Origin of the sequence: Zeaxanthinibacter enoshimensis (assembly GCF_004362865.1) — a bacterium.
GTDB classification, from domain to species: Bacteria; Bacteroidota; Bacteroidia; order Flavobacteriales; family Flavobacteriaceae; genus Zeaxanthinibacter; species Zeaxanthinibacter enoshimensis.
The window spans coordinates 797632-814027 of record NZ_SNYI01000002.1; the positions used below are offsets into that span (position 1 = coordinate 797632).

At 46.1% G+C, this 16396-nt stretch carries 14 protein-coding genes; 7 read left to right on the plus strand and 7 right to left on the minus strand.

Annotated elements, in window-relative coordinates:
• Nucleotides 1-2: 2 nt before the first annotated feature.
• The 6 genes from CLV82_RS09695 to CLV82_RS09720 all read right to left on the minus strand — a co-directional run bounded on the left by CLV82_RS09695 (nt 3) and on the right by CLV82_RS09720 (nt 6826).
• Nucleotides 3-650, minus strand: coding sequence for a LolA family protein (locus CLV82_RS09695; protein ID WP_133644102.1), 648 nt, complete (start codon nt 648-650; stop codon nt 3-5).
• Nucleotides 651-653: 3 nt separating this feature from the next.
• Nucleotides 654-3017: an FtsK/SpoIIIE family DNA translocase gene (locus CLV82_RS09700; RefSeq protein ID WP_133644103.1), complete on the minus strand. Its 2364-nt coding sequence runs from the start codon at nt 3015-3017 to the stop codon at nt 654-656.
• A gap of 63 nt (nt 3018-3080) precedes the next feature.
• Nucleotides 3081-3446, minus strand: coding sequence for a diacylglycerol kinase (locus CLV82_RS09705; RefSeq protein WP_133644514.1), 366 nt, complete (start codon nt 3444-3446; stop codon nt 3081-3083).
• The gene (gene tpx / locus CLV82_RS09710) at nt 3439-3945 is read right to left on the minus strand and encodes a thiol peroxidase (RefSeq protein WP_133644104.1); all 507 of its coding nucleotides are present in this window, start codon (nt 3943-3945) and stop codon (nt 3439-3441) included. Before tpx ends, CLV82_RS09705 begins: the two co-directional genes overlap by 8 nt.
• Before the next feature lie 108 nt (nt 3946-4053).
• Nucleotides 4054-5532, minus strand: a complete 1479-nt coding sequence (gene nhaC / locus CLV82_RS09715) for a Na+/H+ antiporter NhaC (protein ID WP_133644105.1) — start codon at nt 5530-5532, stop codon at nt 4054-4056.
• A gap of 73 nt (nt 5533-5605) precedes the next feature.
• The gene (locus CLV82_RS09720; protein WP_133644106.1) at nt 5606-6826 is read right to left on the minus strand and encodes an aminotransferase class I/II-fold pyridoxal phosphate-dependent enzyme; all 1221 of its coding nucleotides are present in this window, start codon (nt 6824-6826) and stop codon (nt 5606-5608) included.
• A 151-nt stretch (nt 6827-6977) separates the two neighbouring features.
• Here CLV82_RS09720 and CLV82_RS09725 point away from each other — a divergent pair, with 151 nt between their 5' ends.
• Together CLV82_RS09725 and lpdA are read left to right on the plus strand one after the other, a co-directional pair.
• Nucleotides 6978-7445, plus strand: a complete 468-nt coding sequence (locus tag CLV82_RS09725; RefSeq protein ID WP_133644107.1) for an Lrp/AsnC family transcriptional regulator — start codon at nt 6978-6980, stop codon at nt 7443-7445.
• A gap of 136 nt (nt 7446-7581) precedes the next feature.
• Nucleotides 7582-8988 carry a dihydrolipoyl dehydrogenase gene (lpdA, locus tag CLV82_RS09730; protein WP_133644108.1) on the plus strand — a complete coding sequence of 469 codons (1407 nt, stop codon included), beginning with the start codon at nt 7582-7584 and terminating at the stop codon, nt 8986-8988.
• Between the two features lie 54 nt (nt 8989-9042).
• Here lpdA and CLV82_RS09735 read toward each other — a convergent pair whose 3' ends face one another.
• A complete protein-coding gene (locus CLV82_RS09735; RefSeq protein ID WP_317128283.1) occupies nt 9043-10215 on the minus strand; it encodes an acyltransferase family protein in 1173 nt (390 codons plus the stop codon).
• 128 nt (nt 10216-10343) lie between these two features.
• Here CLV82_RS09735 and CLV82_RS09740 point away from each other — a divergent pair, with 128 nt between their 5' ends.
• The 5 genes from CLV82_RS09740 to CLV82_RS09760 all read left to right on the plus strand — a co-directional run bounded on the left by CLV82_RS09740 (nt 10344) and on the right by CLV82_RS09760 (nt 16384).
• Nucleotides 10344-10877: an NADPH-dependent FMN reductase gene (locus CLV82_RS09740; protein ID WP_133644110.1), complete on the plus strand. Its 534-nt coding sequence runs from the start codon at nt 10344-10346 to the stop codon at nt 10875-10877.
• Nucleotides 10878-10882: 5 nt separating this feature from the next.
• Nucleotides 10883-12193, plus strand: coding sequence for an anthranilate synthase component I family protein (locus CLV82_RS09745; RefSeq protein ID WP_133644111.1), 1311 nt, complete (start codon nt 10883-10885; stop codon nt 12191-12193).
• A gap of 24 nt (nt 12194-12217) precedes the next feature.
• Nucleotides 12218-13051, plus strand: a complete 834-nt coding sequence (locus CLV82_RS09750; protein WP_133644112.1) for an alpha/beta hydrolase — start codon at nt 12218-12220, stop codon at nt 13049-13051.
• 97 nt (nt 13052-13148) lie between these two features.
• Nucleotides 13149-14411: a tRNA lysidine(34) synthetase TilS gene (gene tilS, locus CLV82_RS09755; RefSeq protein WP_243744183.1), complete on the plus strand. Its 1263-nt coding sequence runs from the start codon at nt 13149-13151 to the stop codon at nt 14409-14411.
• A complete protein-coding gene (locus CLV82_RS09760; RefSeq protein WP_133644114.1) occupies nt 14399-16384 on the plus strand; it encodes a protein-disulfide reductase DsbD family protein in 1986 nt (661 codons plus the stop codon). The genes tilS and CLV82_RS09760 overlap by 13 nt, the downstream gene beginning before the upstream one ends.
• Nucleotides 16385-16396 lie beyond the last annotated feature (12 nt).

The following is a 16396-nucleotide window of genomic DNA, read 5'->3' on the forward strand; positions in this document are numbered from 1 at the left end:
GCTTAGTTTCTTATGATGTAGTAGCCTTCGTTCTCGTATTTGCTCTCATCAAAAGTAAATAAGGTTTTGGACAACGGCTGGTCTGTTTTAAAAGAATTAACAGTGATCGTGGTCTTGGTGCCGTTTTTCCCGGTCTCGATCAGCTTATAGATGTGTTTCGTTTCCACATCAACCCCCAAGAGAATAGAAGCGATCTCGGATTGGCTGTCGATAGGGATAAGCTTTACATACTGGATCTTCCTTCCCTGCACGTTCTGAAGTATGTCCCATTCGTATTTATGACCATCCCTGTAAAAGGTCAGCATATCTGAGGGGGTAATAGTGTTTCCTTCTTCTGATTTATCCTCAATGGTAACCTCTTCATTTTCCGGAACAATGGTGTATACTTTTTTGCCATCGTACATCTGCTGGGAACCCATATAGTTGAACAAATACTTTTCTCCCTGCAGGGTGACATCTCCCCGGGTTTCCTGTTTTACGTTGGCTTCGGTATTATTGAGCTCGTATTTAAAATCGACCTTTATGTTGTCGTAGCTCTTCACCTTGTTATATACTTCCTCCAACAGGGCTTTGGCCTTGTTGGCATCCTGGGCCTGGAGCCCTGTGATTCCGAAGGTTACGAGTAGTAATAAGCAGATAATATTCTTCATGATTTATTTTGTTTCATTTTCTAATAACTGTTCCAATGCATACAGATCGGTCACCAGTACCTGCCTGGCTTTACTGCCTTCAAACGGCCCTACGATTCCCGCAGCTTCCAGCTGGTCAATAATCCTGCCGGCCCTGTTATATCCAAGCTTGAGTTTTCGCTGGATCAGGGAAGCAGAACCCTGCTGCGCTGTTACGATAACCTCTGCGGCTTCGCGGAACATAGCATCCCGGTCTGCGATCTCATAATCAATACTCGTGCCAGAATCTTCTCCTACATATTCTGGCAGGAGATGAGCATCCGGGTATGCCCGCTGTGACCCGATGTATTCTGTAATCTTGGCAACCTCGGGCGTATCCACGAAGGCACATTGCAGCCGGGTAACATCGTTCCCCTGTGTAAACAGCATATCACCCCGCCCGATCAGCTGGTCTGCACCCTGCGCATCGAGGATTGTCCTTGAGTCGATTTTTGAGGTAACACGGAATGCGATCCTCGCCGGGAAGTTAGCTTTGATGATCCCGGTGATCACGTTTACGGATGGACGCTGCGTCGCAATGATCAGGTGGATACCAATGGCACGGGCCAACTGTGCCAGCCTGGCGATCGGGGTCTCCACTTCCTTACCTGCTGTCATGATCAGGTCTGCAAACTCGTCAATTACAAGGATGATGTAAGGAAGAAACTTATGACCGTCATTCGGGTTCAGTTTCCGCGCTTTGAATTTTGTATTGTATTCCTTGATATTACGAACCATGGCCAGTTTCAGCAGCTCGTAGCGGTTATCCATCTCTATACAGAGCGAATTCAGGGTGTTGATCACCTTGGTATTGTCGGTTATAATAGCCTCTTCCGAATCCGGTAGCTTGGCCAGGAAATGCCGTTCGATCTTATTGTAAAGCGTCAGCTCTACCTTCTTGGGATCAACCAGGATAAACTTAACCTCTGCAGGGTGCTTTTTGTACAACAGGGAAGTAAGGACGGCGTTAAGTCCGACTGATTTTCCCTGTCCCGTGGCACCTGCCATTAACATATGGGGCATTTTGGCAAGGTCTACAACGAAGGTCTCGTTGCTGATGGTCTTTCCAAAAGCGATCGGTAATTGCATCTCTGCCTTCTGGAATTTACTCGATGCGATCACAGAACGCATAGAGACGGTGGTCGCGTTCTTGTTCGGAACTTCGATACCAATGGTACCTTTCCCGGGGATAGGGGCAATGATCCGTATTCCAAGTGCTGCAAGGGATAAGGCAATATCATCCTCAAGGTTTTTGATCTTGGAGATCCGCACTCCTGCTTCGGGTACAATCTCGTATAAAGTGACCGTCGGACCAATGGTGGCTTTGATCTGGGCGATCCCGATCTTATAATTCTTGAGGGTATCAACGATCCTGTTCTTATTCTCCTCCAGTTCTTCCTGGTTGATGGTAATACCACCACCGGAACCGTGCTGTTCCAGCAAGTCCAAGGGCGGGAATTTGTAATTTCCAAGTTCGAGTGTAGGGTCAAATTCCCCGAAATCTTCGACTAACTTATCTGACAGGAGATCTGTTTCTTCTTTTTCTTCGGCCACAGTCTCTACCTCCATCTCCAGGTCATCATCGGCTTCATCTTTTACCTCGGTCTGGGTTTCGGGGCTCAGGGGAGGGATGTTCTCTTTATGGGTATACGGATCCAGAACTACCGGGGTCTCTTCCTCTTCAGCAGAGGTGGTTAAATCTTCTGATTCGACCGTTGCAGCAGGGCTGCTTTGTTCCTTATTGAATTCGTTCTTCACCGCTGACTTCTTCCTGTTGAAGAATTCTGCGACCCCTTCCGGGGTGAACTTAAACAGGCGTACCATGATGATAGTGAGTCCGAATAACAGTAACAGGAAAACCCCGATCTTACCGGTGTAATCCTGCAGAAAATCATTCATTTCGTAACCGACCAGGCCGCCGAGTAAGGGCATTTCCGAGGCAAAGAACCCCATCGCTATGGAGATCCAGATGACAAAGACCAGTCCCCAGATCCATTTACGGAGCAGACCATTCTTGCCAATGCTGAGAAAAAGATGAAGCCCGGTTATACAGAGCAGGTAGGGGAAGATCAATGAGGCTATCCCGAACCCCCGGTACATAAAGAAATGACTAACCGCCGCCCCGAACTTGTTCAGCAGGTTCTTGGCCGTGGCATTCCTGTCCCTGAATTCACTCAAAAGACTCTGGTCATCCTGCCAGGTGAAGTAAAAGGATATAAATGAGAAAAAGAGCGCCAGGCTCAACAGGATCAAGAGACTTCCGAAGATGACCTTGTTCTGTTTCGATAGCCGAAAGGAAACACTTTTTTTAGAAGATGTAGGTTTGGACTTTTTTTTCTTCTTAGCCATGAATTTTTAAAATCTGGGGACTAAATTACAAATTTAAGCACGAAGGAGATTCCTCACGCGACTTTAAAATATTTTCGGTAAATAGATCAGCAGGCCAATCACAGATGCAGCTATGGAAACTATCATTACTGCACCGGCAGATACATCTTTAATAAATCCGATCCTCGGGTCGTGCTCGGGTTGTATAAAATCGGACAGCTTTTCAACCGCAGTGTTCACCCCTTCAATTCCCATGACCAGGCCAATCGCAAATACCTGCATGATCCATTCCGTGGTACTAATCTCAAAATAGAAACCCGCAATAGTCATGATCACGACCAGCGCAGCCTGGATCTGTATACTGCCTTCGGTCCTTACCAGCAGGATCGCTCCTTTCAGCGCAATTCCAACACTGCGGACCCGGTTAATGAAAAAACTCTCTTCAGCCATTCTGTAATGCCTCCAGGGCCGCTTTATAATCAGGTTCATTACTGGTGTCTGCTACCTGTTCGGTATAGATCACCTTTCCTTTCTCATCAATAACCACAACAGAACGTGATAAAAGTCCCCGGATCGCTGTGTCTGTAAACGTTACTTCATATGCTCTGCCAAAATTACCGTCCCTGAAATCGGAGAGGGGAATTACATTATTTATTCCTTCTGCTCCGCAGAAACGTCTTTGTGCATGCGGAAGGTCCTTTGAGATGCAAAGCACCACGGTATCTTCCAAAGCTGCAGCCTCTTCATTGAATTTCCTTACGGATGTCGCGCAGGTACTGGTATCGATGCTTGGGAAAATGTTCATGATGATCTTTTTCCCCTTGAAATCTTCCAGGGTAACATCTGAAAAATCAAGTTTGGTGAGTTGAAAGTCAGGGGCATTACTTCCTACTTCCGGAAGATTGCCGAGCGTATTCATGGGCTGCCCTTTCCCGGTCACTGTAGCCATTTTAACGATCTTAAAGTTAGGTGGTGAAATTATGAAATATAAAAAAACCTATGGCCATAAAACCTTCATAAATTCCTCAAACGCTAGAGGCCCAAGCCAGAGGGGTACTTAGTCCTTGGTAAGCATCTTTATCTTTATACCAACGGCTGCAAAGAACAAGGTGGTAAAAGGACTGAGCCAGTTGAATATTGCAAAGGCAAAGTAGTCACCCACGGCCACACCAAGTACACTGCTGTGATAAGCCCCGCAGGTATTCCACGGAATCAGTACGGAAGTCACCGTTCCGGAATCCTCCAGGGTACGGCTCAGGTTTTCAGGGGCAAGTCCTTTATCCTCGTAAGCCTGGGCAAACATTTTCCCCGGTACCACAATAGCCAGGTATTGGTCTGATGCCGTTACGTTTAATGCCAGGCAACTTCCTACGGTACTGGCAAAAAGACCAAAAGTAGATTTGGCAAGACCTAACAAGGATTGAGTGATGCGGGCAAGGGCGCCGATCCCATCCATGATCCCGCCAAAGACCATGGCACAGATGATGAGCCAGATGGTTCCTAACATCCCGTACATACCTTTTGCAGAGAACAGGTCGTTCAGGGCAGGGTTGTCTGTAGGGATAGAGGTGTTTACCGTGATCGCGTTGATCACCCCTTTATAGCCTGACTCGAATGTAAGTTGCTCAGCACCGGTGATGCCGGCTACGATCCCGGGTTGGAAGATCAGTGCAAAGACTCCGCCTAACAGGGTTCCTACCAAAAGGGCCATCAGCGGAGGTGCCTTTTTAACGATGAGGAAGATCACCGCGGCTGGCACTAAAAACAACCAGCCATTGATATCAAATGTACTTTTTATAGAGGTCAGGATACCATCGGTATCGGGGGTTCCGGTGGTGTCCGTGGTAAAACCAATGATGATAAAAACTATAAGGGTGATGAGGATAGTCGGGGTCGTGGTCATTGCCATATACCGGATATGGTCAAAGAGGTTACCCCCGGCCATGGCCGGAGCCAGGTTGGTTGTATCACTAAGCGGGGACATCTTGTCGCCAAAATAGGCACCGGACAATACTGCCCCGGCCGTCATTCCCAGCGAAACGCCAAGGGCTTCACCAATCCCTATAAGGGCAATACCAACGGTAGCAGAGGTAGTCCAGCTGCTGCCCGTTGCCACCGAAATAACCGCACATATGATCACGCATGCCGCGAGAAAGATAGTCGGATTCAGTACTTGTAAACCGTAGTAGATCATAGCGGGAATAATACCGCTGATCAGCCACGTACCTGCCAGTGCGCCAACCATCAGCAGGATGAGAAGGGCTCCGGTAGTCGATTTAACATTGCGAGCCACCTCTTCCAGCATTTTCTCATAAGACACCTTGTTGAAAGCGCCGACAACAGCAGCTACAGCACCTCCCATCAGGAGTATAAACTGGTTGGAGCCGCTGATGGCATCATCACCAAAAACATATACGTTGTAAGCAAGCATCCCTACCAGTGCGAATACCGGGATCAGGGCCTCCCATATGTTTAATTCTTTATTCTGTTCTACGGAATCGTCAGTATGGGGGGCATTCGCTGGTTCTTTGGCCATTTGGTTTTTTCAGTTTGTCCGTAATATTACGATTTTGATACATGTTCTGCAAACAGGATATCAGGGGATCATATTATCGAACGCTGACGGTCTCTTTCAGGATATTTAAGGCTACCATGCATTCGCGCATCTGCTGATAGGTGCGTTTAATGTCATTGTCTAACCCAATTGAGAACCGGATAAGTCCTTCGCTCAGTCCCATTTCTTCCTGTTCTTCTTCTGAAATTTCTGAAGAAGTTGAAGAGCCCGGAGCACTGAACAAGGTTTTATAGAACCCAAGACTAACGGCGAGATAACCCAGGTTTTTCTCCTGCATCATTTCCATAAGGGCATTGGCTTTATCGAGACTGCCGACATCAAGGGTCATGATTCCTCCAAACCCGAATTCTTCCACGATCATAGATTTCATCAGCTCATGCCCGGGGTGCGAACTTAACCCGGGGTAGACTACCCTTAAACCGTCTTTTTCGAAATTCTCAGCCAGGTATTGTGCATTTTCGCTGTGCTTTTTAATACGAACATGCAGGGTTCGCATGTTCTTCAGGATAGAAGAGGCCCTGAGGCTGTCCAGGGTACTGCCCAGTAACATCCCCGCCCCGTCATTTACATCCTTGAGGGAGAGACAGAAATCCGTAGACCCACATACGACCCCGGCCACACAATCACTGCTTCCATTTATGAATTTTGTAAGACTGTGGATCACGATATCCGCTCCCAGGGCAATAGGGTGAATAGAGAGAGGTGTAAATGTATTGTCTACCACCAGCGGGATGCCATGAGCTTTTGCCAATTTAGCCAGGGCTTTGATATCCGCTACCTCGAGCAGGGGATTGCTGACCGCTTCACAAAAGATCATCTTGGTCTTAGGAGTAATAGAACGTTCCACTGCTTCTATATCCGTGATGTCTACAAAGGAGGTGTTGATATTGAACCTGCACAGGAAATTTTTCATGAAGGCGTAGGTGCCCCCGTAAATTGTCCTGCTGCTCACCAACTCATCTCCGGCTCCGCAAAGCTGGAGAATAGTGGCCGTAATAGCGCCCATACCACTCCCGGTCACATTGGCGGTCTCTGTACCTTCCAGGGCAGCCATGGCCTCACCCAGGTAGAGATTAGAAGGGGAGGAGTGCCTGCTGTACAGGTAACAGCCTTCGGTGTTCCCTTCAAAAGTGTCGAACATCGTTTTAGCCGAGAGAAATGTATAGGTAGAGGAATCGGAGATGGAAGGGTTGACTCCACCGAATTCCCCGAAGTATTGTAAATATTGTAATCTGTCTGCTGCTTTACGGTCCATAGTATTGTGTATTTAACCATCAAAATTACAAAATATGGTTTTTATATATTGTTAAAACGAATTATAGCAGTAAAATCATCTATTGATTGGATGAATATTAGAAAATAATTTGGTAATTTACCCTGTAGTTTTTAAAAACCGAAAAATATTCATGATCACATTAGATGAAACTGATCTTCAGTTACTGGATATGCTCCAGGAGGATGGGAAAAAGACGATCAAAGAGTATGCACTGAAGCTGGGGCTGTCTGCCACTGCCGTATACGAGAGGATCAAAAGACTGGAAAAACAAGAGGTTATCGCTAAATATGTGGCTTTACTGGATAAGACCAAAGTAGGGCGGAATTTCGCGGTCTTCTGCCATGTAAGGCTCAGCCAGCATATTAAAGAGAATGTGCTGCAGTTTGAGAAGGAAGTGCTTAAACTGGCCGAGGTCGTGGAATGTTACCATATCGGCGGGGATTACGACTATATCCTTAAGATCCATGTCGGGGACATGGAGGCGTACAGGGAATTTATGGTGACCAAACTCACCGCTATTAAAAACATAGGAAGCACTCAAAGCTCTTTCGTGATCTCCGAGGTGAAATATACCACGGCGGTACCTTTGGTGTCTTAAACGCTGAACATTCGCTTTAGACCAGCGGTATGCCCCTATGGTTTAGCTTGCGCAACGTTAAAACATTTGTACTTTTGTAATCCGTTGCCACAGAAGGCGCGAACAAGAAACTTCCTTCATTAACGAAAAGAATACTATGACTTCATACGATGTAGCCGTAATTGGCTCAGGTCCCGGTGGATATGTCGCGGCCATCCGTTGTGCCCAGCTGGGGATGAAAACAGCGATCATTGAGAAATATGCAACCTTAGGCGGTACTTGCCTTAACGTGGGATGTATTCCCTCTAAAGCGTTACTGGATTCTTCTCACCATTATGAAGAAGCGGTCAAAAATTTTGAAGAACACGGGATTGAAATTCCGGGTGAAGTGAAAGTAAACCTGGAAAAAATGATTTCCAGGAAGCAGGGGGTGGTCGACCAGACCACAAAAGGTATCCAATTCCTGATGGACAAAAACAAAATTGAAGTTTACCAGGGTCTGGGTAGTTTTAAGGATGCAACTCATATCAGTATTGCTAAAGATGATGGGGGTACGGAAGAAATTGAAGCTAAGAACATTATTGTTGCTACTGGTTCAAAGCCTTCAAGCCTGCCTTTTATCACTATCGATAAAGAACGTGTGATCACTTCTACAGAAGCATTGAAACTCAAGGAAATTCCGAAGCACATGATCATTATTGGCGGGGGAGTTATAGGACTGGAGCTCGGACAGGTTTATAAAAGACTTGGCGCAGAGGTGACAGTGGTCGAATTCATGGACAGGATCATTCCGGGTATGGATGCAGCACTCTCCAAGGAGCTGATGAAAGTGATGAAAAAGCAGAAAGTTAAATTCAACCTTTCACATAAAGTCACCTCGGTAGAACGAAAAGGGGACGAAGTAGTTGTAAAGGCAACCGATAAAAAAGGTGAAGAGGTAGAGTTTAAAGGAGATTACTGCCTGGTTTCTGTAGGGAGAAGGCCTTACACAGACGGACTCAACGCAGAGGCGGCCGGATTGAAACTGGATAAAGCCGGCAGGATAGAAGTGAATGAAAAACTGCAGACAAGTACTAAAAATATATATGCTATCGGGGACGTGGTCAGGGGTGCTATGTTAGCACACAAAGCCGAAGAGGAAGGTACCATGGTGGCCGAGATACTTGCCGGACAGAAACCACACATAGATTATAACCTTATTCCCGGGGTTGTCTATACCTGGCCTGAAGTGGCCGCGGTTGGGCAGACAGAAGAAGAACTTAAAGAGAAAGGAATAGCCTACAAGGTGGGGCAGTTCCCGATGAGGGCATTGGGACGATCAAGAGCCAGCATGGATACGGATGGTTTTGTAAAGATCCTTGCTGATAAGAACACAGACGAGGTTCTTGGCATCCACATGATCGGCGCCCGTTGTGCAGACCTGATCGCGGAAGCAGTCACAGCAATGGAATTCCGCGCTTCAGCAGAGGATATATCCAGGATGAGCCATGCACATCCGACCTATGCAGAAGCGGTCAAGGAAGCTGCTCTGGCGGCTACTGAGGACCGAGCCCTGCATATCTGAGCTGAGTAATGAAAATTGAAGACCCGGTCATGAAACTGACCGGGTTTTTTTATTCTAGGATTTTACAAAGCCAATAACCCTGAGCAGCCAACTCATTGAGGCTCTTAACTGCCGGTATCCGAAAAGAAGTACCGGTTCGGCTTGTTCACGGATAGTATTTAATACCCCGGCAATCCTGGTCTTGATAACTTCCTCCTGTGCATCGTACTGTAACGCCAGGTAACTGCAAAGTACCATGAAAATAGCGGCACCCGGAACCACGATAGCAGGAGCTACGCCATGATGCAGGAAGCCGTAAATGCCAAGACCGGTAAAGCTGCCGTACAGCACTATAAAATGGATCACGTAAATAGAAAGCGTATTCTGGCCTAAGCGGAGCAGGGTATTATTGGTGAGAAATTGTCGTAAGGCCATGAATACAGCAAACACAACCATTACATTCCCCAACCGGATAAAGAGGTAATTATTGTTCACCAGTCCCTGGAATACAGTGATCCCGGTGGTATCAAAAAGCACTTTAAAAAGCGGGGTAGAATAGTATATCAATGCTGCCCCGATGATCAAAGACACCGCTATGGAAACGGGGTACAGGTGTTTCATTGCCCTGTACCTGGAAAAGACCACGGAAAGAAAAGCGCCAAAAGCGGTATATCCCATCCACGGGATCAGGGTAAATACTGAACCATTCGCCTTGGTCAGGTAATTGGCCAGCATATCTGGTAAAAATGAAAAGCTCCACTGCTTATACATGGGCTCCAGTAAGAACAGCACCATAGTAATACCCAGGAGAACCGTGGGAAAAACGTACTTCTTTTTCTTTGTGGTAAGCAGGTAAACCCCGATTATTCCCAGCAGGGATAAACCAATACAGTGAAGAACATCTACTAGGTAAAATGAACCATAGACCTCACCTTTGAGAAGTCCAAAAAGATTAAGCCGTAAGAGATACCCGATAAACAGCAGTTGCAGTCCGCGTTTGATCCCTTTCATCACCCGGGGATTCTGCCATCCTTTCTCCGGCACCTTGATCAGTAATAGTGTGAAAATAAACCCGGATACAGTAAAGAAGACAGGAGCAGTGATCCCCCTGAAATATTTCCAGGTCGCATAGACTATGTTGGAATCATCCCGGAATACAGGGTCAAGTAATCCATCCACGAAATGTCCCTGTAACATCATCAGGATAGCCCAGGCGCGCATGGCGTCTATAAAATATAATCTGCTCAACTTTTGTTCCATAATTACAACCCTATATACTTATCAGACAGGGGGTTTGGATGTTTCAGGGCGCAAAATTATACAAATTCTTCGCAATTCTCTGGGTTTTAGGGTATTTTCGTTTTTAAATTTTTGATATGTCAGTAATTCTTGCCTTCGCAGGGAGTAATTCTTCCACTTCCATCAACTACGCTCTTGTTAAATATACAGCTTCTCTCCTGGAAGATCACGATCTGCGTTTGCTCAACATGTCTAATTACCCTTTTCCCTTATTTAGTGAGGATGCAGAAAAGGAAGATGGTTATTCTAATTCCCTGAAGGAATTGTATTCAGATATACAAGAGGCAGACGGATTGATAATTTCGGTAAACGAACATAACGGGGGGCAATCCGCTTACTTTAAAAACCTCGTGGATTGGCTGTCCCGGCTGGACAGGGGCTTTGTTAAGGATGCAAAGATTTTATTGATGTCTACTTCGCCCGGGAAAAGAGGAGCCATTGGATCACTGGAAAGAACCGAGAAAATGATGACCCGCTTTGGTGCGGAGATAACGGCGACATTTTCCCTGCCCTCGTTCAAGGAAAATTTTGATATGGAAGAGGGAATCACTGACCAGGAGCTCGCAGCACAGCACCAGCAGGTACTTAAACAGTTTCTCTCTAAAATCTGAGCACTTTGCGCATAGAACGGCAATTCGGGATCAAAGATTCCGGGTTCACAAAATCGAAATTACTTGCATGGGCCCAGCAATACGAAGAAATTGCCTGGTTGGATAGTAATGACCACAAGGATCCCTATGGGCAGTTTGATGCCCTCCTTGCCGTTGGGGCCCACACCCACCTCACTACCGGTGCCGCGGGTGCGTTCGAAAGTCTTAGAGCTTACAGGCGTAATACCCGGGACTGGATCTTTGGCTACCTTACCTATGATCTGAAAAACGACCTGGAAGCACTGGAATCTGCGAATGCAGACGGTTTGGGATTTCCTGATCTCTTTTTCTTTCAACCGCTTAAAATCATCCGGCTCAAGGGAGAAACCATTACTTTTTCTTACCTGGAACCGGTAGTGAACGAGCTCGAAGCAGATTTCCAAACCCTGTGTAAGGATAGGCCTGTATCTTATTACAGGATCGACCCCGGGGAAGGACCGAAGATCAGGATGAGAATATTTAAGGAAACCTATTTCAGCAGGGTCCGGGAAATGCTTAACCATATCCACCGCGGAGACATATACGAAGCTAATTTTTGCCAGGAATTCTATGCGGAACGCACGGCGATAGATCCTTACCTTGTATATACCAGGCTAAATGAACTATCCATGCCCCCCTTTGCATCTTTCTTTAAAAGATCGGAGCTCTTCCTGATGTGTGCGTCCCCGGAAAGGTTCTTGTGTAAATCAGGAAATACGCTTATCTCTCAACCGATTAAAGGTACTGCCCGGCGATCTGTTGCTAAAAGGGAAGATGAACTCCTGAAATTACAATTGCAGCATGATGAGAAGGAGCGTTCAGAGAATATTATGATCGTCGACCTGGTAAGAAATGACCTGTCTAAACATGCGGTTAAAAACAGTGTCAGGGTGCCCGAATTGTGTAAGGTGTATTCCTTTAAACAGGTACACCAGATGATCTCTACCGTCACTGCCGAAATACTACCGGGCACCGATCCGGTCACAGTTGTGCAAGATACTTTCCCCATGGGTAGTATGACAGGAGCTCCAAAGCTATCTGCAATGAAGATCATCGAGGAGCTTGAAGCTTCCAAAAGAGGGTTATACAGCGGTTCTGTCGGCTATTTCACCCCCGAGGGTGATTTTGATTTCAACGTTGTGATCAGGAGTATCCTCTATAACGCCAGCCGGAGGTTTGTTTCCTATTCAGTTGGAAGTGCCATCACAGCTAAAGCTACACCGGCTAAGGAATACGAAGAATGCCTGCTTAAGGCACGGGCTATGAGGCAGGTCCTTGAGCAGGATTCTATGTTATAAATAGGTTATCTTACCTTAAGAAATATGGCTGCAACAGAAAACTACATCAACTGGAAAGATGACCGGCAGGTTTTCCTGGGAATTGAAGAACCCGGGCAGACTAAAGCTGTGGTGGTGCTTATACATGGATTTGGTGAACATTCTGGGCGTTATTCTGATGGAGTTATTCCTTTCCTGCTGGAACATGGACTGGCAGTCTTCCGCTATGATAATATTGGTCACGGGAAAACCGAAGGGCAGCGGGGTTATTGCCATGGTTACGAAGAGTTGTTAGAGCTGTTAGAACATGTTATAGCCAAAGCGGCAAAGCGCTTCCCTGGTTTACCATTATTTCTGTACGGCCATAGTATGGGAGGGAATTTAGCAATAAACCTTGTGATAAGGAGATCAGTCAGGGTTGCCGGAATAATGGCATCCAGTCCTTACCTGCGGCTGGCTTACCAGCCCCCGGGGTGGAAATTGCAGGTTGGTAAATTGTTAAAAATAATCGCTCCCAGGTTTAGTATGTCCTCGGGTTTGGATCCTGAAGGAATATCGAGTATTCCGGATGAGGTTAAAAAGTACCGTGAAGATCAGTTAGTGCATGACAGGATCACACCAAACTACGCTTTCCCGATCATCGAAGCTGGTGCCTGGGCGATAGAAAATTCGCGCCTGATGACGACCCTCATTATTATCATCCATGGAAAGATGGATCCGATTATTGATCATCGCGGTTCTGTTGAATTTGATAAGGGTACTGATTATTCCAGGCTGGTATTACTGGAGAAGGGCTATCATGAATTACATCACGATGTTAGTCGTGATTTGTTGTTTAAACATATTAAAGAATGGTTAGGGGAGCAAGGACTGCATTAATCCGGGCCAGGGCGATGGGTATTACTGACCTAATCTTTTTACCTTTATCCCCGTGTTAGAAAGGTTTAAAGAACATATCACCCGGCAATTCCCCAAGTTGGCAGAGCATACATTCCTGCTGGCATGCAGTGGCGGGATGGACAGTATGGTCTTATTGAAGCTCTGCCAGTTGTCCGGCCTGAAGTTTCATGTAGCACATGCTAATTTCAGGTTAAGGGGGAAGGAGAGCGATGGGGATGAAAAATTTGTGAAGGATTACTGTGAAAAATATAATATAAAATATCACTTAACAAGCTTTGATACAATCGGTTATGTGAATAATAATAAAGTATCAGTTCAGGTGGCTGCCCGGGATTTACGCTATGGATGGTTCAAAAATCTTCTGCAGGAAAACCAGCTCTGCAAGGTGGTAACGGCCCATCATGCTGATGATGACCTGGAAACCTTTATTATCAATTTATCACGGGGTACGGGTCTGTTTGGGCTGAGTGGTATTCCTGGAAATACAGATGTTGTCGCCCGGCCTTTGCTTCGTTTTGACCGGAATACTTTAGAAAAATTCGCCAGGGAGCACAAGTTATCCTGGAGAGAAGACAGCAGTAACCAGGAAATAAAATACCTCAGGAATCAGATCAGGAAAGAAATTGTACCCCCTCTGAAAGAGACCCACCCCGCTTTTATGCAAAATTTCCTTAGTACACTTGGACACCTGCAGGACAGCGAGGCTATCATTCGGGCCCATGTTTCACAACTTAAAAACGATTTGTTCAGGAAAGAAGGAGAAATCTTCCGTATAAGTATTGAGCAACTCACTACATGCAACCCCCTTCGTCCTTATCTTCATTTTTTATTCGAAGAATATGGTTTTATTGAAGGAGAGCCCATAGAGGGCTTGCTGCAGTCAGGTAGTGGCAAAATATTGTTGAGTCATACACACCGCCTGGTCAAAGACAGGGAGGACCTGCTGTTACAGCGGTTAGAAATACAGGACAAGGGAGTTTACACCCTTAAGGCAGAAGCAGGTGAGATCGGTGAGCCTGTTCAGCTCATCCTGGAAGAAGTCAATGCCCTGGGAAATACAGATAAGCATATTTTATACGTTGATAAAGAAAAGTTAAACAAGGAACTGACCTTGAGGAAATGGAAAAAAGGGGATTATTTTTACCCCTTCGGACTCTCAGGTAAAAAGAAACTGTCCAAATTCTATAAGGACGAGAAAATGGATCTTGTCGCTAAAGAAAAGCAATGGTTATTGTGTTCCGGGGATTCCATAGTATGGGTTCTCGGTAAAAGGCCTGACGACCGTTTTAAAGTAAGTGATAACACCAGAAAGATATTAAAGATTACATGGGTAGATTAAAAGGAGTATTGGTCGTTTTATTCGGATTTTTGGCCATGTCGGCCATTACTGCGCAAACAGATGAATCCCCTGTTGTATGGTCACAAGAGGTTAACCAGATATCCGATACGGAATTTGAGCTTGTCCTGACCGCCGAGATAATGAATGGCTGGCATGTATATTCCCAGCACACCCCGCCGGGAGGTCCGCTGCCTACGGAATTCACCTATGTTGGTGCCGGTGAAAGTTATGAGTTGTTGGGAGATACCGAAGAAAGTGAGACAGAAACTGCTTTCAGCGATATTTTCGAGGTTGATGAAACCTTTTTCAAGAATGAAGCACGTTTTACGCAGAAGATCAGAATAACGGACAAGGATCTTCAGCAGGTCAGGTTGGATCTTTTTTACCAGGTATGTAAGGAAGTATGCATTCCCGTTGAAGAGACCTTTTACTTCTCATTATACGGGCAGGACATCGTGGTGGAGGAAGCAACGATCGATGACCGGAGCCGGGCTATGGGGCAATCCCTGAATATCGATCTTAAGAACCAGCAGTTGCTCAATCAATCTGACGGGGAATCATTGGGCGGCACCGGGGGATTATGGGTCATATTCGGTCTCGGTTTCCTGGGAGGGTTACTGGCCCTGTTAACTCCCTGCGTATTCCCTATGATACCTTTAACCGTCTCTTTCTTTACCAAACATTCCCAGAAAAAGTCGAAAGGGGTCATTAACGCTTTACTATATGGCTTCTTTATTGTCCTCATCTATTTTTTACTCAGTCTGCCATTTCACTTATTTGATTCGGTCGACTCCCAGATCCTGAATACCATTGCTACTAACGTATGGCTGAATGTATTCTTCTTCCTGATTTTCGTATTCTTTGCATTCTCCTTTTTTGGCTATTACGAGCTTACGCTGCCAAGTTCCTGGGCCAACAGGATGGACGCAGCATCAGCTAAAGTAGGTGGGGGATTAGGGATATTCTTTATGGCCCTTACGCTGGCCATTGTATCTTTTTCCTGTACCGGTCCCATCCTGGGCGGGTTACTCGGAAGTACGGCCCTGGCTGAAGGTGATGTGGCAACCAATCTCTCTGCCGGGATGCTGGGATTTGGCGTAGCACTGGCTTTACCTTTTGCGTTATTTGCACTATTCCCGGCATGGTTGAATTCCTTGCCTAAATCCGGCGGATGGATGAACACGGTAAAAGTGGTACTGGGGTTCCTGGAATTAGGACTGGCTTTGAAATTTTTGTCAAACGCAGACCTGGTTGGAAATTGGGGACTTCTGAAGAGGGAAATCTTCCTGGCAATCTGGGTGGCCCTTTCCCTTGGCATGACCTTGTATTTGCTGGGAGTTGGAGGGACTAAAGGGCAAAAAAAGTCGGCTCCGCGTATTGTATTCGGCTTGGTTAGTGCGGCCTTTACACTTTACCTGCTTCTTGGGTTGTTCAAGGTAATGCCCCTGAAACTCCTCAGCGGTTTTCCACCACCGCAGTTCTACAGCATAGTGGACCAGGAGAGCGACTGTCCCCTGGGATTAGATTGTTACAAGGATTTTGAGGAAGGCCTGGCATATGCCAAAAAGGTAAATAAGCCTATCCTGCTTGATTTTACTGGATGGGCCTGTGTCAATTGCCGTAAAATGGAAGAGAATGTCTGGAGTGACCCTGCCATCTACGAAATTTTGAACGAAGAGGTTGTCCTGATCTCATTATATGTTGATGACCGCAAAGAATTGGAAGAATCAGAAAAGTTTGCTTATCAATTCGATTCAGGAAGGGTGAAAGAAATTGGAACTGTTGGACAGAAATGGGGTACTTTCCAGACGGTAAACTTCGGTGCAGCCTCACAGCCTTATTATGTGTTAATGTCTCCTTCCCTGGAAATTCTGGGTCCGTCCATACAGAACACAAACATCCCGGATTATGTAGATTGGCTGCAGAGGGGAATCGCTAATTTTGAGGATGCCCCGGTTGTGTTAGAAGACTAATTTAATCCTTTA

Bases quoted from the DNA above. Each gene is read 5' to 3' on its own strand.
- CLV82_RS09695 (WP_133644102.1), bottom strand. From the start codon at position 650: ATGAAGAATATTATCTGCTTATTACTACTCGTAACCTTCGGAATCACA.
- CLV82_RS09700 (WP_133644103.1), bottom strand. From the start codon at position 3,017: ATGGCTAAGAAGAAAAAAAAGTCCAAACCTACATCTTCTAAAAAAAGT.
- CLV82_RS09705 (WP_133644514.1), bottom strand. From the start codon at position 3,446: ATGGCTGAAGAGAGTTTTTTCATTAACCGGGTCCGCAGTGTTGGAATT.
- tpx (WP_133644104.1), bottom strand. From the start codon at position 3,945: ATGGCTACAGTGACCGGGAAAGGGCAGCCCATGAATACGCTCGGCAAT.
- nhaC (WP_133644105.1), bottom strand. From the start codon at position 5,532: ATGGCCAAAGAACCAGCGAATGCCCCCCATACTGACGATTCCGTAGAA.
- CLV82_RS09720 (WP_133644106.1), bottom strand. From the start codon at position 6,826: ATGGACCGTAAAGCAGCAGACAGATTACAATATTTACAATACTTCGGG.
- CLV82_RS09725 (WP_133644107.1), top strand. From the start codon at position 6,978: ATGATCACATTAGATGAAACTGATCTTCAGTTACTGGATATGCTCCAG.
- lpdA (WP_133644108.1), top strand. From the start codon at position 7,582: ATGACTTCATACGATGTAGCCGTAATTGGCTCAGGTCCCGGTGGATAT.
- CLV82_RS09740 (WP_133644110.1), top strand. From the start codon at position 10,344: ATGTCAGTAATTCTTGCCTTCGCAGGGAGTAATTCTTCCACTTCCATC.
- CLV82_RS09750 (WP_133644112.1), top strand. From the start codon at position 12,218: ATGGCTGCAACAGAAAACTACATCAACTGGAAAGATGACCGGCAGGTT.
- CLV82_RS09760 (WP_133644114.1), top strand. From the start codon at position 14,399: ATGGGTAGATTAAAAGGAGTATTGGTCGTTTTATTCGGATTTTTGGCC.